Raw genomic sequence first — 21,634 nt, 5'->3', positions numbered from 1 at the left:
CGGTGTCCGATCAAGACCGCGCGGATGCGGGTCCGGCCTCTGCAAGGCGTCCAGCGGCAGACACCGTTTGTTGGATCGCCGCACCGGAGCAACAGACCGATCAGGTCGGCCATGCGATCACCCCGGACACAATGCCAGTCCTCGGTGCCACGCGCCGAATGTGGTGCGCATGGAAAAGACCTTGATCGGGCGGCGGCGAGAGGACGGTTTTTGCGACCATCGCCTGCCGAAAAGATGGAAACGTGACCAGCCCTTTTGCCCCGCTTGGATCGGAGCGGCGGGGCACAGGCATTGCCGTTGTCTCGTGAAGCGCCGGTCCGGGTTGTTCATAGCGTGGGGTGCGATCTGCATCAGAGCCCCAAACACCGTTCAGACGGGCCTCAGGCTGATTTGGAGTTCGGACAGGTCAATGTGCTCTGCCGACCTGTCCAGACCCTCAAGGAATGAGATCAGATCGTCCTGGCGCGGCTGACCGAATGCCAGGCGATACAGCGCAACGGACCTTTTGAGCCACCCGAGAAGCGCGGCCTCGCGGCTGAAAGGAAGGGACAGCGCGTAACGTTCGATGCGCGTTGCGCCGTCAAGCAGCCAGAACGGTTCCATATCCCCCGGGCGGACGGCTTGATCCAGCGCTGTCTGGAACATGCTTCGCCAAGGATCCATGAGAGGCGCCCCGTTCCGGAGGGTGCTTTCGAATTTCGTTGCGAGGTTCAGTCGCACAGCATGGTTTTTGTATCGATGAACGCGGCCCTCTCGCTGCTCCAGATCCACCGGGTTCGTCGGCAGGTTCCAGTGCACCAGCCTGTGGCAGTAGGGGTGAAAATCCAGCCCTTCCTGTCCGACGGACGTCGAAGCAAGAACAAAGGGCCGGAACGGGGAGTTGAATGCGGTGCGCACCGTGTCGGTCCGCTGTGCCCCGTCTTCCTGCGCCTGCTGAAGCAGGCGGGTGGCGAACCGGCCGCGCATCCGGATGGCGGACGAGATCTCGATGCGGGCGCGCCGCGCGCGGTAGTGCTTGATCTCGATTTGTGAAGGCTTGAGTGACAGTGCTTCGTCGATGGTCTCAGCCAGTCTGCCGACAATGTGGGACGGATCCGCGTCCATCAGACCTTCGGATTCCAGAAGGACATGGACGTATTCGTCCATCACCGATTGCAGATCGTGGTCCACGCAATGATGCAGGACCGATTGCCAATAGGCGTCGTCAGTTCCGGTACGCAGGGCCGCCTGGCTTTCCGGCTGGTTAAAGAGACCACGGAAGGCCATGCCGATCCGCGTGGCCGCGTGCAACAGGTTGGGGTCGTCAAGTTGGAGGTCGGGCGCCACGCGATGCAGGGCGCGCAGGGCACAGGTCGCCGGGCTGCCAAGGGCGAGGTCTGTCAGGTGGTCAATGAGAATCCGGCGGTCGGGTTGCCCATGCAGGATATCGGCGGCCGCAGCGTCGCCGAGAGCGTGGAGATGGTCGTGCCAGCCATCTTGCCCGTCGGCCCTGACCATGTCCGTCAGGATATCCCCCGACGAAAGCCATTTGGCGAATGCACTCGACCGGATATCGAGCGCCGCAGCGCAAGCCCAGTCCCAGGTCACTGAGCGTTCGGGATCCGCGTCACCCGTTCCAGGTTCGGCCTTTGATCGGCGGAACAGGGACCATCCTCTCCGCACCGGTTGAAGGCGTGCGGCAAGGGTGGACACCAGATCTTGCAAGAGCCCGGAAACGCGCGCCCGCATTGCGCCCGCATCAGGCAAGGGACCGGATGATCGAAAGATCTCGAGCGGATCGACCGCCGCCGCGAGGGTTGGAGACGGTATGACGAGGGGCAGGGCGCGCAGCCCTGTCAGTCGGTCCTTATTGCGGTTGAAATTGAGCAGTTGGGGATGGCGCGCCGTGTAGCTCCGTCCGGTGCGGCCCATGCCCATTTCGCGTTCACTTTCGTAGGACAAAAGCGCGGCGATTGCGTCAGGCACCATGGCCCATTGCGAGAAGATCAGCAGTTTGCTCGCTGTGATGCGCGGACCGAAATAGGGCATGCTGGGGGGCATCCAGAGGCGTTTCGCCATGCCGTCCCTGTACGCAATGTCCTTGAGCGCACGCATCCGGCCGTTGTTGTCCGGGATCGGGCGATACTCTTCGATGGCGGCGGTGTCGATCTGGGCGCTCTGCGCGTTCCGGATCGCCTTCAGCAGGGCGGTGCCCGGCGCATCCTTGAGATGATCGAGGCGCTGGCCCAGCTTGTAGTCACGCAGGAAACTCAGCAGGTAGGGAGCGGACTTCCAGTATTCGACGGTGCCGGGCGCATCGGCGGCATCCGCCACGCGCGCCACCGCGCGGGCTTCGATCAGGTCGGCAGGTTCGATGGTGACCGGAACATCCACATCCCGCATCATGGCGTCCCGCTCGGCTGTTTCGGAGACGCGTTCCGTGCGGGCGATGACGCTCCGCAAGGTGCCTTCGATATCGGCCTTGATCTTGCGGGCATCATCGAAACTGCCTGGCAGACCCTGCATGGCAAGGCGGTAACGACGCATCTCGCCCTCAAGCTCGGCACGCACCGCGGGTCCGCGATTTCCGAAAAGGAAGCTCAGGACATCAAGGAACTCGCGGTAGTGATCGCCAGCATCCGCCTCGTCCTCGCGCAGGGACAACATCCTGTAGGGGGTCGCGGACAGCAGCAGGACTTTTGACTGGTTTCCGTCGGGGTCGACGGCATCGAACAATTTGCGGGCCAGGTCGGCGGCCTCGCCTTCGCCGTGCAGAAGCTCTGTGAACCTCTGGAATTCGTCCAGAACGATCAGATCCGGTTCCAGCGCCTCGGCGCTTTCGCGGGCGAGGATCGTGCGCAGGGTCATCACGCACCGATCGATTGCTTGCCGCACCTCTTTGTCGGAGTCACCATACAGACGAAACCGACCTATCAACTCCCCGAGGTGATCGAGCACCTCTGGCTCTCTGTCCAGCGCCGCCCGGAACCGTCCTGCAATGGATGTCTCGATGTCCTGCTGGTTGACCCATTTCCGCGTGGCCCTCCACCCTTTGGGGCCGGCCGGCCGCATGAACATCTTGCGGAGTGTCCGTTGATCCGGCTTGTCGAACCGGCTTCGGATCAGCCTGTAGATCAGGGCGCGTTCTTCCTGCCTGCCGCCGCCCTGTTTCAGATCCGGCGAGGTTCCGGGGGTCAGGCTGAAAAAGTTCACGCCTTCGCGCTTGATGCCCCCGGCCTTGGCCAGTTCCAGGCAGAGCATGGTCAGGCGTGTCGGCAGGACCCGCGTACGTTCGCCGCCCATGACATTCAGGCGGGCGACGTTCTGTTTCGCGATGGCCCCGTTGGAACAGATGTAGACGATGTCAATCCGGGGCACGGTATCCTGAAGCGCCTCGATGGTGCGGGCGATCACGCCGCGCGCCACCATCGTCTTGCCAAGGCCGACCTCGTCGGCGACCAGAAAATGGCGCACCGCGTCGGGATCGGTCAGCAAACGTTTTGCGACATAATCGACTGTCTTGCGCTGGAACGCCTTCAGCGGGCGCAGCGCGTCTTCGGCGTAAAAGCGGTCAGTCATGGCGGTTGTCCTCCGGCATGACCGCGCGAAAGGTCTCCCAGAGGTGCAGGAACTCTTCGGGGATGATGTCGCAGCGGTCCGTGTCGGGATCGCGCAGACGCGACACCAGCCGTTCGATGTCGCGCAACTGGCGACCGTCGCCAGACAGCGCGCGCACCATGTTCTCAAGGATCGGCGACTCCTGGCCTGTGCCGAACACGCCGGACAAATCGCCGCCCTGACCGGCAGCAAACAGCGCCTTTGCGGCCTCGGATACGTCGCCCAACAAGAGCCGGATGTAGCGCAGGAATGCGTCCCGGTTTTCGATCAGGGCGCGCAGGATTTCGGAGGTCCGCGCCTCGGGTAGATCCACCAACATGGAGCCAAGGGTAAAATCCTGTTCCAGTCCGCTTTCGCTATCGCGCATCCGGACCCCGATCCAGCGCGTCACGTCCCTGAGCGGGAGCCGCGCCAGCGGGCGTTCCTGTTCATTCAATGCGGTCAGATCGACACCATGGTCTGACCCGGCGACAATGGGCCAAAGGCGTAAATCGATGTCATCTGGAATGACCACCTCTTCCTCTGCCGACAGGTGCAGCAGAATTTGGCCATTCTCGAGTGCCTCGCAGCGCAAGTTCAACGATGCTCCGGCCAGCACACGGCGAAATTGCTCAAGCCGCGCGTCGGCGGCGTCTTCCTTTGCGGTATCGTCAGGCTTGTAGGGGACATAGGTCCTGAGGAAGCGGCCCAGACGCTCCGGCGACATCTGGTCCTCGACCGTGCCAAGGTGACTGCTGTATCCGGACAGGGTGGCAAAGACCTCTACGTTCTCTCCGCCAAGCAGGGCAGGTGACGTGGCATTGCCCGATCCCATCGTGATCTCCGTGCTCGAATACCGCTCCGTGATGAAGGCCTTGGCATGCAGGCCACGGGCGGGGACCGGCCCCATCGAAGATTGCTCACTTTCTTCGCCATCTTCGGTCTCTGCCATTTCATCCAGAACGAGGACGTTTCCGAACCGCGACAGCGTCTCGGGTTTTAGCAGCGCCAACTCCTCTGCCCGGCTGAGAAGGCTGGCGTTTTCCGCAGCGACGCCTCGGCACAGCGTCGTGAGAGCCCGGTCAGTCACAAAAGGCGAAATGATCCCGAGCTTGCGTCCGATTTGTGGCTGCCAGACGCGATCTGTCAGCCCGTTCACGGCGAAGGTAATCTTGCGAATATGCTCGGGATGCTCCCAGTCGGCGCGGGCAAGATCCGCTGCAAGTGACGAGACCATTTTCGTCACGTGGTCCGGTGTCGTCCTGCCGGAGGCAAGTCCGGGCAGCGCCGTGACCAAATCGACCAGAGGCGCGTTCTGGTCCTTCTGCGTCTCCCCGATCTGGCCATCCAGCGATAGCGACAGGTCCCAGGATGCATCCGTGGTCAGGTTGCGCGACAGCAGCGCCAGCCTGAGGCGCGATTGCCCGTGGCCCCCGATCGGAGCGAAACGCAAAAGCCAGAGTTTCGGATGAAAGGCACCGCCGCGTGGCGCGGTGACTTCGGTCACGGTGTCCTCAAGAAGCGCCGTCAGGCGGTTGGCGCCTTTCGGCATGGCCTTGATGCGGCCAGCCTCGCAGAAAATGGCGATCCGCGCGGACAAGCGTTCCAGACCTTCGAGCAGGGCCAGCGGCGTATCAAGTGTCTCCTGCCGATTTTCGGCCGCGTGAAAGGCAAGGGTCGCAGGCACGACGAGCGCGGTCTCGAAGTCCAGCGTGTAGGTTGTCGCCACGGCGGCGTCGAGGTCGTATCCCGCCGGCGCCCTCAGGATTTCGGCGTAGAGCGCGCGGTTTTCCGGATCAAGGGCGGCGTTATCCTGCATTGACCAGATCCTGAACGTGGTTCGAGACGACCGGCGTCCACCGGAAATTCAGCGGGGTCGTCCCGGATGCTCCACGCCACCGCATAAGGGCACCGTCGTTGCGAAACCGCGACTTCGGCCCCTTGAGGCGGCTCTCCCGGTCCCGGACAAGGGCGCGCGCCGCAGCGTGCCCCCTGACATCACTTCGGCTCATCAACACGATATCGCGCCACGCCTCGATGAACCGGCGGCTGTGCGGTTTGACGTCATGAATGGTCCCCTTTGAGCGGACCCAGAGATCGGTCAGATCCCAGTTGGAAAACAACTCTTCGGGGCGCTCATCTTTCCACGCATTAAGGCGCTCGGAATATGTTGTAACCCGCTCGTGCCATGCGCTGCTTTCGGCGGCCTGCATGTCCGCCGCCTTTTCCGACAACATGAGATTGTAGAGCAGGGAAGCTCCATGCATCAGGCGCGAGAACCGCTCGGCATGATCTACAATTGCCTGAATGTCCTGAGGCCATTCTGCGCGGGCAGGATGTTGCCAGATCATGTCGCAATCGGCCGCGCGTGTCTGGCGGGACAAGAGCGTAAACAGACTGTGTGGTGCTTCGTGGGTAAGGCGGTCGCGCAGAAAGCCTGCTTCTTCCGAGGTCGGCTTGAAGTGTGCCGAACTGTCCGGCTTGGCAAGGAAATCCTCGGGAACGGACGGCAAACCGGCGGCCCACAGCGCTGCGGCTTCTCCCGGCGTTGCCTCGAGGCATGCGCTCCGGCTGCCCTGGAAACGACGGATGCCCAGGGTCAGCAGACCGGCCCAGTAGACATCGCTCGGCATCCGCTTGAGCTTTTCCCGCGCCGCGCTGCCGATGACGTTCTGTGTTTCCCCTCCGCGGACAAGGGCCTCGATGAGGCGGATTTCAAGCGCGCGGGCGAGCTCTTGCCGCGCAACCGCCGTGCCCCTGTGCGCCCCTGCCATCTGGAAAATCCACGGAACGAAGAACATGTAGCGCAAACGTGTCTGGATCGTGGACGTGCCGGGGAACATGAGGTCCGCCAATGCATCGCGCACCGAGCCGAGGCCCAGCTCGTCGCGGCTATCTTCCTGACCGAACAGGTCCATGATCCGGCGGGTGCGATCCCGGTCGGCCTGATCGAAGTCGATCCAGGCGAGAAATGACATCAGAGGGCCTCCGCGATCAGTGTTTCCGCAAGGCTCAGATTGCCTTCGCTCATCCAGTATATGGCTATTGCGTTCAGCGGCTTGTCGGGCCATTTCGCCCGGACCATGGCCGAATAGGCGTCCAGTTGCGGCCGGTAGCCCGCAAAGCGCGCGTCGGGGTCGGGGCAGGGGCCGGATTTGTGATCCACGATCATCAGCCCCTTCGGTCCCTCGGCGAGGCAGTCGAGGATGGCGTTTTTCTCTGTTCCATCGGCCGCGGTCTCCTGCAAGGGCAACTCGAAGTGGAGCCGGTCGTAACCCTGATCAGCCAGCCAGCTGGTCAGGGCCTTTGCCTGTTGACCGATCTGGGCAATGGCGGCGTCGGGCAGGCCGGTGGCGGCGGCGATCCGATCTGCCATGTCGGGACGCGCGGCAAGAACGCGGAAAGCCAGGTGCCACGCGGTGCCACGCTCGGTTGCGCTGCCTGTGCGGGTCTCGGCAACGCCGTCCGCCAGTTGGATGGTCCTGAGCGGCGCGGCAGGCGCCGGTTCGGTCCCCACGATGGTCGAGGGGCTGCGGCGCCATGGTGTCCGGGGCGTGTCCGGCATGTCGCGCGGGATCCCGAAACGGCGATATGTGTCGGTGGCAACCCGCGCAGGTTGGTCAGGTTCATCGGGGATACCCTCTGCAACTCCGGCAGCAAAGGACTTGCCCGCCACCGTCAGTGCGCCTTCTGATGTATCGAAACCGGCGCGGTCGCGCAGCAGGTCGACCATGCGCTCTGCGGTGTCGCGCGCTTTGGTCCGTTCCCGCGGCATGACAAGGATCAGCCGGTCCCGCGCGCGCGTCAGCGCGACATAGAGCTCGCGGGCCGCGCCGCGCTCATCTTCCGGGCGACCGGCCTCGGTGAAAGGCGCCTGGGAGTCCGGCGCGGCAAAGTCGGGCAGGTAGCCCAGTCCGGCATGATCGAGCACATTGTCCAGATCGTCGAAACCATCAAAATCGGCGCGCAGGGTGCCGGGACGTTCGGCAATCGCCTTGTCCAGCCCGGCGACAACCGTGATCGGCCATTCGCGCCCCTTTGCGGCGTGCCAGGTGCAAATCTCGATTCCGGAGGACGACCAGCCATCCGGGTCGGGATGGCGGTCCCAATCCTTGGCGGACTGGCCCGCGATCCAGCCGAGAAAGACCTGCAACCCCGCGCCATGGAACCCGGCCGCGGCGCGCAGGTCCATCGCCATGGTGTCGAATTCCTGCGCTTCGGACTCGACCCGTGCGAGATCGGCCAGCGCCTGTGCCGGTTGTGCCAGTCCGGCCGCCCAGTCGCGCAGGGCACCCGCGTGCAGGACGGCGCCGACCGTCTCGGCGACGGGACGTGTCGCTGCGCGCGCGTTCAGGTTGCGCAGGGCCGTGAGAGAAACATGCGCGCCAAGCACGCCATCGACCGAGTTGCGCAGGGCATCCTCCAGCGGCATGCGCGGCGGGCCGAGGCTCAGCCAGGTCAGTGCGGCGTTCAGATCGTCAGGGTCAGCGACATAGGCGAGGGCGGCACGGGCCGCGCGCATTGCCGGCGAGGTGAGCCAGCCGTCCTGCCGGATGCGCACCGGCAGGCCGTGCGCCTCGAGTGCGGCGGCCGCGGCGCTGGCCTTGGTGTGGGTGAAGGTCAGCACGGCCACGTCGCTGGAGCGGGCGGGACGCATCGCCTTTCGCGCCTTGTCCCAAACCTGCGTCCCGGACTCCAGAATGTCGGCAACGCGATTGGCGATGCACTCTGGCGTGGTGTCCTTGCGGCCTTTCGTAAGGTGCAGCACTTCCAGCGCGGTCTCACCGGTTGCAGCGCGTTGCGGCGTCAGGGGGTCATAGTGGTCGAACAGTGTCGGGCCGAGCGCGTTGACCATCTCCATGATCCGCGGATCGGACCGCCAGTTGCGGTAGAGCGGCGTGACGGTGTCTGGTCTGGCGGCCTGCAAGGAGTCGCTGAGGCGCGGGTCGGCGCCTTGGAAACCCATGATCGATTGCTTGGTATCTCCGACGATCAATGCCCGTTTCGCCCCGCGCGCCAGGCGCCAGAGCAGGGCAAATTGCACCGGGTTGGTGTCCTGAAACTCGTCGATCACCACGCAGTCGATCTCGCCCAGAACAGCTTGCAAGATCTCGGGCCGGGTGCGCAGCAGGCCCTCGGCTTCGGCGATCATGTCGGCGTAGTCGATCAACCCGGCCCTGCGCTTGGCTGCCTCGTATGCGGCGAGAACCTGCTGCGCTCCGGTGACAAGCGCGTTCAGATGCGCCCGGGCATCGCAAAGCGGCCCGGGGTGCCGTGGCAGCGCGTTTGCGGCCTCAATGACGGCTTCGGCCCGGATGTCGTAACCCTCGGGTGTTTTCGACCTGCTGTTGGAGACGCGGAGGTTGCGAAGATTGTGCCAAAGCGCCCAGTCCTTTTCGAGATTCTCTGGATGCATGGCCTTGCGCAATAGCCGGTGATCCTTGGCGAAAGCCTCGCGCACTGTCTTTGTCTCTGCAAATCGCGAGGCGAGACTGTCGGGGAAGGCGTCCAGCAGATCGCGGACCGCGCGTTGCAGTGTTGCCGTCAACGCTGCGCCATCAGGATCAACCGGGCCATATCCTTGGGTGAGCGCATCGAGCGCGGGCTTCAGGATCTCGGACGACTGCCCGCGCGCGCCAAGGCCACGGATCAGGTCGACCGTCTTCAGAACATCGGCGCGAAACCTGTCGTCGGCGCTGGACCCGGTAAGGAAATCCCAAGTGTAGCCGAACCGCCCCAGATCCGCCATCAGCGGCTCAAGCGCGGCGCAGCGGTGCATCTCGAGCCGGATCAGCAGATCGCGTTCCGGCTCGCTCAGCAGGCGGCTGTCTGGAGAGCGCCCGGCGGCGAAGGTGTGTTCCGTCAGCAGCCGCTGCCCCAGCGCGTGGATTGTCCCGATGTAGGCGCGGTCGATGTCCAGAGCGTCGTGAAGGCGTCCGCGGTCCATCAGTTCGCTGCGCACGCGGTCGCGCATCTCGGCGGCCGCCGCCTCGGTGAAGGTCACGGCAAGGATGCGGCCGGGCGCGACCTCGCCGGTTTCGACCCATTCCCCCAGCGTCTTCTGGATGTGGTATGTCTTGCCAGCGCCAGCCCCGGCGGGCACGAGGGACAGCTTCGTCATTGTGCGTCCTCCTCTGTTGCGGTTTCCGGAAGGCTGAAGGCCGCCACCAATGTATTGTCGAGCGCGTAGGCCTTGATCCCGCGGTCCTTGTCGAAGGTTCTTGCATCGTCGGCATGGTTAAGACGGATCGTGCCTGCGCCGACCTCGGCCAACACCTGCGTCAGGTGGTCCATCGCATTGGCAGACGCGTCCTCGCCCGCCGTTTCCACCCTTGGCACAACGCCGCCTTGTCCATCCGACAGGACGGTGCCGTCGCGCAGCATGTGGTAGGCCGTGACGATCTGTGCACCGTCGGCGACGAGCCGGGTCAATGCCGTCTCTTCCGTGGGCCGTTCCAGCATTGCCCGGTAAAGTGCGACTTGCAGGTCCCAGCCTTTGGTCATCCGCTCGCTCCGTCCGCGCGATCCGGATCGTTTGTGGTCAACCACCAGGATGCGCCCGTCGGGCAACTTCAATAGGCAGTCGGCCTTGCCGTGCAGCAGCAGGCCGCCGTGCTCGCCCTTCAACGTGATCTCGTTGTGCAGGACTTCCGCGCCAGTCCGATGCAGGAAATCCGCCCATGCCGTGCAAATGTCGCGCGCCTCGCGCAGCAGGCTGCTGCGTTCGGTGGCCCAGGCGGCGTCAGTCAACCAGGCAGCATGACGGCGGATCGCAGCATCGAGATGGCCCGGAATTGCTGCGTCGAGTGCGGTTGCCTCCGGCACCGGGACGCCCTCTGCAAAGGTATCTTCAAGCACCTGGTGCATCAGGGTGCCGAGGGTCATCACGTCCAGCGTCTCGGGGGCCCAGGTCAGATCCTTTGCGCCCAACTCGTCCAGCAGCCAGCCCAGCGGACTGACCAGCAGGGTTTCCAGCCGCGAAGGCGAATGCGGCAGCGGGCCGTCCTTGGTTTCGCGCAAGCTCAGGAGGTCGACGCCGGGTCTGTCGGGGGTGCTGACGCCACGCTGGATGTGGATCAGGCCGTCATCTGGCAGCTCGGGTGCGCCGCCTTTCGGAACAGGGATGGCGCGTGTGGCTGCGACAGGCCAGTCCTCATGCGGCTGCGAGCGTAGGTCGACGACAAGATCGCCCGGTTCCTCCGCACCCAGCATGTGCGCGATCAGTGCAAGGCCGGTCGAAGGCGTCAACCGGTCGCCTCTCAGGTCCAGCGCCGGAACAAGCAGGGTCAAACCCTCGGTGGCGACGCCCAGTTGCCGACGGAACAGTTCCAATCCTCGGGCAAGTTTCTGTTGTCGTCCATGCAGCAGCAGGCCGGCATCGCGGATCATCGCGATCTCGCCCTCGGTGAAGAACGGGCCGGAGCTTGGCAGGCGCGGCCAGTGCCGTCCGGCCATGCCGAGCACGATCAACTGCCGGACCGGGCGCCAAGGCAGGGCAGCCTCTGTGAATAGGGACACGCCTTCGACAAATCGGTCATGGCCTTCCGCCGCGACAAGGCGAGGAGCGGCGAGGCGATGCAGCAGCGTCCAGTCAAGGGCGTCGCCGGACGCAGCCTTCAGGGTGGCGATGCGCGGATGCAAATCGGCCTCAGGCGCGGCCCGTGCGATGGCCCCAAGCCGTCCGAAGAGTTGTTCCGGCGTGTCGCAGGGACGCAGCGCATCCAGCAGCTCGCGGGCCGGGCCGGTGAACTCCGAGGCCGTGCGCGACCAGCCCCGGTCGATCACCTCGCGCGCCATCCTGCGCCCGGTCTCGGGCGGCCAGGGCATCCCGTGCGAGATGTAGAGCGAGGCCAAGGCAGTGCGCGGTGCCGGGCCGGTGAGCGCGGCGAGCAGGAGCGATAGAACCTCTCCCGGACCATCGCGCCTGGCCTCCTGGGCAGGCAGACCCGAAATCGGCAGGCCGACGCGGTCAAAGGCCTCGCGCAGAGCCATCGGATACGCGGCGCCGTCCGGGACCAGCAGACCGATTTCTCCCAGTTGATCCACACGTCCCTCATCCAGCATTGCCTGTGCCTTGGCGGCTGCGAAGCCGGCCTCCTCGTGTGGGTCGCGCAGGCCGTAGCAGGCAACAGACGCATCTGGCGTGATCGGATCAGAGCCTTTCCCGCAATGATCCTGCAAGTGCCGCAATGCGCTTCCCTCGGTGGCCTTGGCATTCCGTGAAGGTCCGTCTGCGTGACCGTGATGCGTGCGCAGGGCGTGTTCCAGCGCGGCTTCCGCCGGGGTGGCAAACGCGCATTCCTGTCCAATCAGGGGCAGCGGTTCCAGCGCGTCAGCGGCCCGGCTATGCAAAACGTGGCGCCAAGTGTTCAAAGGACCGGGCAGTGTCCCGACGTCCCGCCAAAGATCGCGCAAGGCAGTCACATGGGAGCGGGCGCGCCCCGCGGGCAGGCTGTCGGGCACGACATCGGCGGGATCGAGAGACGGCGTGGCATGGGCAAGGGCCAGCAGGCCTGCCTCGACGGCTTGGGCGGTCTCAACCGGAGCAGCGGCAAAGCTGTCGGACCAAGGCGCCGCCGAACCGAGATGATCGACGAGGTTCAGCGCAGGCCGCCGTGGTGCCAGATAAACCTCTGCCATCAGATCCTCGGTGACGGGGCGCTGCGCGCCGGTCGCCGGAGAGCGGGTTATCAGGGGATCAATACGCATGAAGAACCTTTTCGAATCATAAACTATCGTCTCCCCCACCGTGGCGCAGCGGGGTGGCAAAAGCTGACAGGGTCAGGGCAGGGCGGGGAAATCGGCCCGACGATGTTCGGCGACCATCTCCCGCAGGGGGGCGGGGGTCAGAACCTCGACCTGGTCGCCCCATTGATACAGATGCCAGGCCATTTCCATGTGGCCCGACGCAGTGAACCTCACGGTGAGCGCCCCGTCGGGCTCTTCAATCATTTCCTGCGCGGGGTGAAAGACGAACTGACGGGCGACGGATGCGGCGTCAGGCGTAAATCGCCATGCGACCGGACCATACTCTTCATCCGAATGAAACGAGCCAAAGGCCTGAGCCGAGAATTGGGCGAGGTCAAAGTCTGGTGCGCGGACGAATCCCTGACCAGTTATCCGGACCTCGCGGATGCGGTCGAGTCGAAAGCGGCGCATCTTGCCATCGCCGTCAACCGGCAGAGCGACGAGGTAGCGGCGGATGCCGAGCAGCAGACCATAGGGTTTCAGCAGGCGATCGGAAATAGTGCCATTTGCAGACGCGTAGTGAACCGCGATCGTGAAGGGCGCGCGCAGCGCCTCGGTCAGCGCCCCCAGCATGTGCAGGTCAGGCACGACACGTGGACCGGGACGCGAGGCGAAGCCCTGTGCCTCGAGCAATGCCTCGGCGTCGGCCTCGGTCCGGCGGGCCTGCGAAGACGGCATCGCCGCGAGCAGCCGGTCCCGTAGAGCGCGTAGCCGCTTCGCGTCGTCCGGTGCACCGTCGCGTTCTGCGCGCCGCGCCGCCATGTCCAGCGCGGCGAGTTCACCGTCACGGATCCCTTGGGCCTGTAGCCAGCGCGGGTCGGAGCGGGGAAGGCGCCACCGTCGCCGGCGGTCCGCGTCGTCCTTCACCTCGGCCTGCGGAAACGCGGCTTCGAAGGCGCGAGCCATCCGTTGCGCCGTGCGATGGTCGCACCCGAACTCTTCGGTGATCTCTTGAAGTGATACACCCTCGAAACGCGCCGTCGCCATGTCGGCAAGCCGAAGCAGGTCGGCGGCCTTGCTGAAGGACATATTGATCTCCGACGTGGGTGACAGTTTCTGTCAGCGTCTTCCGGTCCAATGAATTTGTCAACGAATCGTTCGGTCGAAGGGTGCCGGATGCAAAGCTGCATGGTATCCACGAACGTGCATATCATGTCTTGTCATGTATAAGATTTAGAATGGATTTAGTACCTTGACCCATTTCGGATTGTATTCCCATGAACAGACCCTGGGTTATTGCCATGGGTCATATTCGAAAAACGCATCCTGCGTCTTCTCAGGTCCGGCGACAGGATCAGAAACAGGGGCAGACATAGAAAGATGACTGTTATTAAGGATTTGCCGGATCTTCACGGCATTGATCCCGATGGGCGCGCTCTATCCGCATATCGACTTGATGGAGAATATTGCACTCATCCCGAAGAGACTATTGGGCAAACCTGAAACTTTACCATATTCATTCTGCGGCAACGCCCTTTGTTCTTTGGGCGGCGGGAAGGTATCCGAAAGAGTATGACGGTCGCGGACTGTCGTGGGAATTCCTGACGGAGCCCCTGGGCAATACGCTCGCCCAGCAACTGCTGAGTGACATCACGGGCGTGGGCATGGCGCACATGGGGCGCTCTGTTCGGCGGTTGGAAAGCGGCGCGCAGCATCTGCGCGCCATCGCGGCAGAAGGCGGGATCCCGGTCAGGCGTCTGAGCGACCAGCGGGGCAGCTATCGCGCCGCGCCGGTCGGATTGGTGGCCGATCTTTCCCGCATCGGACTGGGCTGTCCGCAGGATGTTGCACTCGGTTTCGCGGCCCGGAGGACGTGGCCCCTTCCCGTCGGCTACCGCACGCGCGAATATCACGCGCCCTTCGTGGATTTCGCGTTCGCAGTCCTCGAGTTGAGGGAACTCGCGCCCGATGGCATGTCGGCGCAGGCGATCGAGCCGTTTCTTGACCGGGTCAAGCCGGGCTGGAGCGACGCCCTTTCTTTGCGGCTCGATTGGGATGCGGCGCGAATCCTGTGGCCCAACGCAGTTCTCGTTTCTGCTCGTCATCGGGTGATGACAGACCCGATGACGCCGGTGCTGCGACGCGGTGAAAACGATCATTGGTCAGCATGGATCGAAGGCGAGGAGGCGGCAGACCTGCGCCGCAACGGGTTCAGGGCGTCGATCCGGATCGACAACGGCTGCGTCTGGCACCGGTCGGCGCGCTTTCGTTTCCCGCTGGATACCGGGGTCACGGAGAACGTGGTCGCTCCCAATGTCTCGGCGCGGGAGGTGACGCTTGATGACGATCCGCGCAGGCGGATCCGTTTTGACGGCGTGCCGCAAGGATGGTTGTTGTGCGTAGCATCCGGCAAACCGCAGCAAACCGACGCCGAAGCTGTTGTCGTGGTAAGGCTCGATGCTTTCGCAGAGAGGCAGGCGCGATTGCCACTGGCGTTCGCCGGTCCCCATGGGGCGCAGCCCATGACCCTGATCCTGAACCTGCCGCGACCTCGGGGCGCGTTCCAGACTGTCGCGGGCGAGATACTGGCGTCAAACCGGGACATCTCCAGTTCACCTTGCGCCCATGACGGAGAAGTTTCGCGACCCGGAGCCGCGAGATCTTCGCATCGAGAGCCGCGCGTTCGAGTTTGGTCGGCGTTACCTTGGGCGCAGTAAAAACCGCCCTTTGGGGCACAGAGGGATAAGAATGACCTTGCCAAACAAAAAAACCCAGCTAAGCCATTGGCTTTGTTGGGCTTTTTTTGATTGTCTCCGGCGGTAGGGGCCGGAGCGCAATATCTAGGTGGTTGATTTTCCATAAATGCGGCGCAGCGAATCCTGTCCGAATCCGCTATGAGACTTCGAATGTGGCGTACGATGTGCCATCGATCAAGTGCCCACCGCTGCGCCTTCCAAGCTTGCCACAAGGAGTGTTCGCCGGCTATCCGGTGCGCGCGACGGTTTGTCGTGTAAGGCTCGGCGAGGAAAAAAAGAGGCGGGCAAGGGACACCATGGTGGCATTGAGTGAACGCCTGACAGCGCATCTGGCCAGAGAATGGCGGGAGGACCTGGAGCCAGTGTGGCGCGACTTTTTCGAGGGCGTCGAGCCGGACCTGGGCGAACTCCCCGGGTGGGACGTCCCTGATCTTTTTCCGGACCGCCTGGAGCTCGGACATGTAAGGGAGGCCGAAGAAGCCGTTGAGGGCCCACACATGGTCCGCGCTTTCGACGGCCTTACACCCGATCAGGTCCGGGTAGTGATCCTCGGTCAGGACCCCTATCCGCGACGCGACCGGGCAACGGGGCGGGCCTTCGAGGACGGCGCGTGGGATGGAAACGACCCCGCGACTGCGGCCGATAGTCTGCGAAGGCTACTCCAGTCGGCGGCGGCTTGTGCACGCCCCGACCTGGGTATTTCAGAAGAAGAGGACGACTGGACCGGAATCTGGGATGCAGTAGACATCGGAGACGTCGCCCCTCCCGTCATGCCGAGATACTTCGACGACTTGGCCGCACAGGGGGTGCTTTGCGTCAATGCGGCTTGGACTTTTACGGGGCGGGCAAGAGCACATCTCGATGTGCACCTGAAGGTATGGAGGCCCGTGGTGCAGCATCTGATCCTGGGGATGATAACGCGAGAGGGGGGCGGACCGGTGTTCTTGCAACTCGGCGGAAAGGCTCGGAAGCTGTTTCACGCCGCGACTTGGCGACGCCTTCGCGCGGAGCCCGAGATTAACGCCCGGACAGTCTACTGCGCCCACCCCACGGCATGGACGGGCCAGACTTACTTCAACTACGAGAACCCCCTGACTCGGGTAAACCAAGCGCTGGCCGAACTCGGCGCCGAGGAGGTTCGATGGTGGCCGATCCTTCAACATGATGCCGCGTAACATCCACACGCAATCCGAGACGGTCGTTGACCAGACCCCCTATTCTTTTCCGGAATTCTGAAGCGTCCGAATATTGATTTCATTGCTGAATGGCGGGCATTGACAGCGTCGCTTTTGCCGGGAATGGCCGGCGTGTGGCGCAACATGCATAGTTGAGCACCATCCTGGGATGACCGTCAGTTCGCCTGCGGCCTCATGACGTTCGTGGCCGACGACTCCCGGCCGGCTCTCAGTCGGCGAGCATCCTCTTGCTTCGCGCCACCAGTAGCGAAACAACCTCGTTCTCTTGAGTTCTGAACGATTGCTCACCCAGCTCGATCTGGTCAGCCCAATCGACATCGAACCATGTGTCGCCCTCGACGGTCGACATGAAGCGGTCATCCTGAGCGGTGCCGAACAGGATATCGTAGGCTCCGCTTTCATCGTCCAGGCGATCCTTAGGAAACCATATCTCGGCGATGCTCTTCGACCGAACGAACCAGTGACGTCCGTCTTTGCCGTATGCGACGAGCAGGGAAGGGTGCACATCGCTCTCGACCAGACGATAAGCCATCGCAGTCAGGCTGACATTGAAACGCGCCGCCAGCTCCCTCACAGTTTTCATGTCGAGACGATTGAAGTCACGCATCGCGTTCTTGATCATGAAACCAGGCATCAGCAATTCCGCGGCAAACCGGTTGGCCGCGGCCTCTCGTGAGAGGCCTTTCAGCTTGATCCCGCTGCCCCTGATATCATCCTTGCTGCACAGAAGCTGATGCCCGCGGTGCCATTCCCAGTGTCCTATTTCGTGCGCCAGGGAAAACCGCTGTCGGCGGGGAAGACTTCGATTGTCGATCGAGATTATCGCTCTGCCAACATCTGCCCTGCCGGCAATGCAGGCATCACAACCGTCCAGTTCGCGATACTTGACTTTCGCGCCGCTCAGCCACGCAATGGCTTCCAGGTCGATCCCTTCGGGCTCGTTGATCGAGAGAGATTCAAGAAGCCTTGCCGCGGTCCGAGGTTGATGGGTCATTTATCGGTTTCGTCCTGATCATCTCCCCATGCGTCATCGTCGAACAGCTCATCAAAATCCTCATCGAGAGCCGCCCTGTCGCGCTCGGACAATTCCTTGCCATTTCGCGCGGCCATAGTGTCAGGAGCGAAGCCTTCAGGCCGTGATTTCGCCCCGCGCTTTCTCATCGGGTCAACGTTGGCGTTCGACCGATCTCGGTCGCGTTCAAGAGCTGCTCGAGCATTCTTCAGGCGTGTCGAGTCGGCTTGAGCGATCGCACCTTGCAGCCACACATCCATGGACTTGGCAAAAGCCGCTGTGTCTTCGCCATCAGCCTTGGCTTCTTCGAGAATTTCCTCTGGCGTCATCGCCAGGATGTCCTCGTTGATGGCTTCCTCGAGACGATCGAGCTTCGACATTTTGTCATTCACCATGGATCATACTCTTGAGTTTCGGGTGCGCATTTACCTTACGTCTGAAGCGCTTGCGCACAGTCTCGTAGCGGGTCACGTCGCCATTGAAGAGGCCAAGGAGATCGTCCTTCTCCCAGCCCTCCATGATGCCTTCAGCCAGGGCCTCGGCTTCTGCATCGTCTTCGAAAAGTGCCATGACATAGGTCACGACCTCGGTTTCGAGCACCAGATCGGCCGCGCTGGCGTCCTCTGAAATCGCATCGGCCGCCGCATCGATGTCCCGGTCAATGTTACGCCGGAACCCGATTTTCGGGCTCTCGGACACGATGCTCTTCATCACGCCAGAGAGGAAGGCGAAGAGGTTCAGCCCCTTCGGCCACCGGCGCTTGCCCTCGAGCGCTCTGCAGATCGCCTCCTGGATGACCTCATCTTCTTCTCCCGGTCGGCGGACCCGGCATCGGTTTCGCGCGAGGCGCCGGAGGTAGGTCCAATCTGCTTCCCCGAAAGAAAGCGCAGCCTTGAACTCCTCAACGGTGTGGAACTGGTCTTCGGTTTTCGCCTGCTGCATGGGCCGCCCTCGTTGCCGCTATTAGTGTCTGCGCCCGAGAACCATGACGCCGGACAAATTTTCTTGGCTCCGTGTGTCCGGAACTCTCGCTTTGGTGCGCATACCATAACAAGGGCCCGCTGGCAGCCCTTCCCCATGATATGGTGACGCATCACCGAGCAGAGAAAGAAATCGCATGAACGTTCCGAAAGACAAACAGATCACTTCCAAGGAAGGCACCCTCCGGGCCATCGTCCGGGAGATCTCTATTCCGCAGACCTATGACGAGAAGGCGCGTGGCCGGTATCGGTCCATCGGCGAATGGCTCGACCGCCCGGACTCGAAGGTTCATCACCTGAAGCCGAAGATCTCGGCTCAGGGCTCGTTCGCCCTGGGAACCGTCATCCGCCCCGTCGGCGACGGCGACGCCTACGATGTCGACGTGGTGTGCGAGCTTGAAAAGGGCGACCACACGCGGATGTCGCAGGCCGAACTCAAGAGCTTGGTAGGCCTGGAAATCAAGGCCTATGCCACGAGGCATCAGATGAAGCAGGCGCCGCAAGATTGTCGGCGCTGCTGGACGATGGAATATGCCGACGAGGCGGACTTCCACATGGACATCCTGCCGAGCATCCCCGGGACAGGCGGCTACGTGGCGTCGCTCGTCGCCGCCGGCTACGATCTCGATGTGGTCCGCTCCTACACCAGCACGGCGATCGGCATCACCGACAAGAAGCATGACGGCTATCATGTGCGCGGTGCGACCTGGCTCGTCAGTAACCCGAAGGGTTATCTCCGCTGGTTCCGCGGCCGTCAGCGCAAGGTGCTCGAGGAGAAGCGTGCCCAGATGAACGCCGCTGGCCGCGTCATCGCTTCGGTCGAGGACTTTCCGAACCACGAGGTCCAGACGCCCCTCCAGGACGCCATCAAGCTGCTGAAGCGGCATCGGGACGTGATGTTCGACGGAGATGAGCACAAGCCGATCTCGATCATCATCTCCACCCTGGCGGCACAAGCCTACAATGGCGAGACGACGATCTCGGAGACGCTTCGAAACATCCTGCCCAAGATGCAGCGTGCGATCGAGGACCTCGGACCCGTCGCTGTGATCCCGAACCCGTCCTATCCGGCGGAGAATTTCGCCGACAAGTGGGAGGACAAACCGGTCAAGCGCAGGAATTTCGAGCGTTGGATCGCACGCGCCCGCCAGGACGTCCTCGCCTACCTGGCCGGCAGCCGGTTCGACGCTATCCCGCCCGCGTTCCGGGATAGCATGACGGCTGAAACGATCCGCAAGGTCGCGCCCCTGATGTCCCTGACTACGGCCGCAGTGGCTGCCAGCGCGGCCGTGGCCGCCGAAGAGGCCGCCGCGGTAAAAGCCTCGGGGGCCACGACGAAGCCCTGGTTCCCCGGTGAATGAAGCGGTGAAGACACTCCTGCGAGACGTCCGGGATGCCCTCTACGTCGACCAGCCTTACCTGGAGATTGCGGTCCGGGATGAGGCGGTCGTCGTGGAGGGCACCTACCTGCTGTTGGCGAAGCTGCCTGCCTACCGGGATCGTGGTCCGTTGGCGGAGCATCGCATCAAGATCGAGATTCCAGCCGACTATCCGGCGACTGAGCCGAGGGTAACGATGCTGGATGACAGCATTCCCAGGCGTGACAGCTTCCATTGTTCGTCCGCGGGTGTCTGCTGCGTCACCGTGTTCGAGACATGGGTGGTGACCCAGAAGGACCCGTCGATCGGGGCCTTCCTGGAGGGGCCGCTCAGGAACTTCTTCCTGAGCCAGCTACTCCGACGGGAGGGCAAGGACTGGCCGTTCGACGAATGGGGTCATGGGGTCGATGGCTGGATCGATGCGGTGGCCGAACTCATTGGGTGCCGCCCGAGAAAGACCGAGGTTCGGAATGTTCTGGAACGCCGGCGCGACGATGACCCTCTGGACATGGAGGCCGGGTGCCCCTGCGGAGGCCGACTGTCAGCGGAGGAGTGCTGCGGCACCCCGCTCGAGGATTTCTGGATGCAGGTGAGCGCGGAAACGGCGGAGGCGTGGCTTGGGCGGTTGGTCGACCTGACTCCGAAGCTGTCGCCCCGAGAAGTGCAGCGAAGAATCCATAGAAACCGCCCCTTCAGGCGGGTGCAGTGAGGACGAGACATGGGCGAGAGTGGAACCCGAAATCTGAATGACAAGACCAGGCGCATCGTATGGGCGAAGTCCGCCGGACGATGTCAGTTCCAGAACTGTAACGAGCCGCTGATCGGCCACCTGGTGTCGGGAAACTCCGGCGCGAATAAGGGCTACGTCGCCCACATCATTGCCGACAGCGTCAATGGACCCAGGGGCGATGAGAAGCTCTCACCGCGTCTCGCCAATGACCATACAAACGTCATGCTCCTATGCGATCCTTGTCATCGCGAGGTCGACCGCGAGAACCCGGACGCCTATCCGCCCGAGCGCCTTCGACAGATGAAACGGGATCACGAGGCGTGGGTCGATATGGTGCTGTCGGCCGGCCCGAACCGCCGCTCTCACATTGTCCAGTTCAGCGCGCCGATCGGCCCGAACGAAACCGCCGTTCCTTTCGATGATTGTGTGGCGGCTATCCTGCCGCATCGCACGCCGGCGGAGGCCAGGCCCATCGAGATCAAGGTCAAGGGCATGCACTACAAGGACACGGACCCGACCTATTGGCAGGTACAGCCGGACGTGCTCCGAGCAGATTTCGCCAGCAAAGTGCTCGGCCGGTTCGAGGGCGGTGACATCCGCCATCTTTCGGTCTTCGGCCTCGCCCCGATCCCCCTCCTGATGGAGTTGGGGCGATTGCTCTCCGACATCTCGGATGCCGACGTCTTCGAACTGCAACGCGAGCCCGTGCAGTGGTCCTGGCCGGAGGACCGGGAGGAGGTCCAGTTCGATCTGCATCGCGGGGCATCAGGCGGTAAGAGGGTTGCCCTGAAGCTCTCCATCACCAACGAAGTCAGCGATGATGCCGTGGTCAAGGCACTCGGAACCGACGTCTCGATCTGGGAGATCAGCAGCGACATTCACCGCGCGGGCATCATTCGGCACAAGGACGATCTTCGGCGGTTCAGGGAGATTGCGCGTCGCACTTTCGATGAGATCCAGAACCAGCATGGACACGATGTCGATCTGTCTGTCTTTCCAGCAACGCCGCTATCATGTTCCGTGGAGTTCGGCCGGGTATGGCAACCGAAGGCGCAGCCGAGCTTCGATGTCTATGACAGGGTCCCGGAGCAGGGGTTCCTCCGCCGTTTGCGTATCGAGCCATGAGGCCGCATAATCCGTCTTCCTTCAATTTCTGGCCTGCCGCATAGATACTTGGGGAGTGTCACAAAAATGAATGGCTATCGGAATCATTTTGATCCGATTTGGAAAAATTGGTTATGCAGTGATTATCGCTGAGGATCTTTCATAGTTTCCTGCTTCGCACAGTAATGCCATGTATGAGGTGTCGAGATTCCA

General features: G+C 63.0%; 14 protein-coding genes. 5 read left to right on the top strand and 9 right to left on the bottom strand.

Annotated elements, in window-relative coordinates; all coding sequences use genetic code 11:
* Positions 1 to 369: 369 nt before the first annotated feature.
* The 6 genes from ACN0S5_RS13230 to ACN0S5_RS13205 form a co-directional block, all read right to left on the bottom strand.
* Positions 370 to 3,558, bottom strand: a complete 3,189-nt coding sequence (locus ACN0S5_RS13230; protein ID WP_417208902.1) for a helicase-related protein — start codon at positions 3,556 to 3,558, stop codon at positions 370 to 372.
* On the bottom strand, positions 3,551 to 5,395 hold the full coding sequence (locus ACN0S5_RS13225; protein WP_417208901.1) for a hypothetical protein: 1,845 nt from the start codon (positions 5,393 to 5,395) through the stop codon (positions 3,551 to 3,553). Before ACN0S5_RS13225 ends, ACN0S5_RS13230 begins: the two co-directional genes overlap by 8 nt.
* The gene (locus ACN0S5_RS13220; protein WP_417208899.1) at positions 5,385 to 6,494 is read right to left on the bottom strand and encodes a DUF6361 family protein; all 1,110 of its coding nucleotides are present in this window, start codon (positions 6,492 to 6,494) and stop codon (positions 5,385 to 5,387) included. Before ACN0S5_RS13220 ends, ACN0S5_RS13225 begins: the two co-directional genes overlap by 11 nt.
* 59 nt (positions 6,495 to 6,553) lie before the next feature.
* Complete coding sequence (locus ACN0S5_RS13215) at positions 6,554 to 9,697, bottom strand: UvrD-helicase domain-containing protein (RefSeq protein WP_417208898.1); 3,144 nt, start codon at positions 9,695 to 9,697, stop codon at positions 6,554 to 6,556.
* Entirely contained in the window at positions 9,694 to 12,285 is a 2,592-nt protein-coding gene (locus ACN0S5_RS13210; protein ID WP_417208895.1) for a PD-(D/E)XK nuclease family protein, read from the bottom strand. The genes ACN0S5_RS13215 and ACN0S5_RS13210 overlap by 4 nt, the downstream gene beginning before the upstream one ends.
* A 72-nt stretch (positions 12,286 to 12,357) precedes the next feature.
* Positions 12,358 to 13,353, bottom strand: coding sequence for a helix-turn-helix transcriptional regulator (locus tag ACN0S5_RS13205; protein ID WP_417208893.1), 996 nt, complete (start codon positions 13,351 to 13,353; stop codon positions 12,358 to 12,360).
* A 377-nt stretch (positions 13,354 to 13,730) separates the two neighbouring features.
* Between ACN0S5_RS13205 and ACN0S5_RS13200 the strand changes: the two genes are divergently transcribed.
* Positions 13,731 to 14,981 carry a hypothetical protein gene (locus ACN0S5_RS13200; protein ID WP_417208890.1) on the top strand — a complete coding sequence of 417 codons (1,251 nt, stop codon included), beginning with the start codon at positions 13,731 to 13,733 and terminating at the stop codon, positions 14,979 to 14,981.
* 191 nt (positions 14,982 to 15,172) lie between these two features.
* Positions 15,173 to 16,195, top strand: a complete 1,023-nt coding sequence (locus ACN0S5_RS13195) for a hypothetical protein (RefSeq protein WP_417208888.1) — start codon at positions 15,173 to 15,175, stop codon at positions 16,193 to 16,195.
* 229 nt (positions 16,196 to 16,424) lie between these two features.
* On the opposite strand, the gene ACN0S5_RS13190 is transcribed toward ACN0S5_RS13195, so the two are convergent.
* The 3 genes from ACN0S5_RS13190 to ACN0S5_RS13180 are packed head-to-tail and all read right to left on the bottom strand — an operon-like array spanning position 16,425 to position 18,170.
* Positions 16,425 to 17,210 (bottom strand): ImmA/IrrE family metallo-endopeptidase, encoded by a 786-nt coding sequence (locus ACN0S5_RS13190; protein WP_417208885.1) that lies wholly within the window; start codon positions 17,208 to 17,210, stop codon positions 16,425 to 16,427.
* Positions 17,207 to 17,623 carry a hypothetical protein gene (locus ACN0S5_RS13185; RefSeq protein ID WP_417208882.1) on the bottom strand — a complete coding sequence of 139 codons (417 nt, stop codon included), beginning with the start codon at positions 17,621 to 17,623 and terminating at the stop codon, positions 17,207 to 17,209. Before ACN0S5_RS13185 ends, ACN0S5_RS13190 begins: the two co-directional genes overlap by 4 nt.
* Positions 17,613 to 18,170, bottom strand: a complete 558-nt coding sequence (locus ACN0S5_RS13180) for a hypothetical protein (protein WP_417208879.1) — start codon at positions 18,168 to 18,170, stop codon at positions 17,613 to 17,615. The genes ACN0S5_RS13185 and ACN0S5_RS13180 overlap by 11 nt, the downstream gene beginning before the upstream one ends.
* 175 nt (positions 18,171 to 18,345) lie before the next feature.
* Here ACN0S5_RS13180 and ACN0S5_RS13175 point away from each other — a divergent pair, with 175 nt between their 5' ends.
* From ACN0S5_RS13175 to ACN0S5_RS13165, 3 genes are read left to right on the top strand one after another with little or no spacing between them, the layout of a single operon-like run.
* A complete protein-coding gene (locus tag ACN0S5_RS13175) occupies positions 18,346 to 19,569 on the top strand; it encodes a nucleotidyltransferase (RefSeq protein WP_417208877.1) in 1,224 nt (407 codons plus the stop codon).
* A gap of 4 nt (positions 19,570 to 19,573) precedes the next feature.
* Positions 19,574 to 20,296 (top strand): hypothetical protein, encoded by a 723-nt coding sequence (locus ACN0S5_RS13170; RefSeq protein WP_417208874.1) that lies wholly within the window; start codon positions 19,574 to 19,576, stop codon positions 20,294 to 20,296.
* 9 nt (positions 20,297 to 20,305) lie between these two features.
* Complete coding sequence (locus tag ACN0S5_RS13165; RefSeq protein ID WP_417208872.1) at positions 20,306 to 21,442, top strand: SAVED domain-containing protein; 1,137 nt, start codon at positions 20,306 to 20,308, stop codon at positions 21,440 to 21,442.
* Positions 21,443 to 21,634 lie beyond the last annotated feature (192 nt).

Origin of the sequence: Antarctobacter sp. (assembly GCF_048262615.1) — a bacterium.
In the GTDB taxonomy this organism is placed as follows: Bacteria; Pseudomonadota; Alphaproteobacteria; order Rhodobacterales; family Rhodobacteraceae; genus Antarctobacter.
The sequence above is the reverse complement of the archived record's forward strand: the minus strand, read 5'-3'. Positions and strand labels throughout refer to the sequence as shown.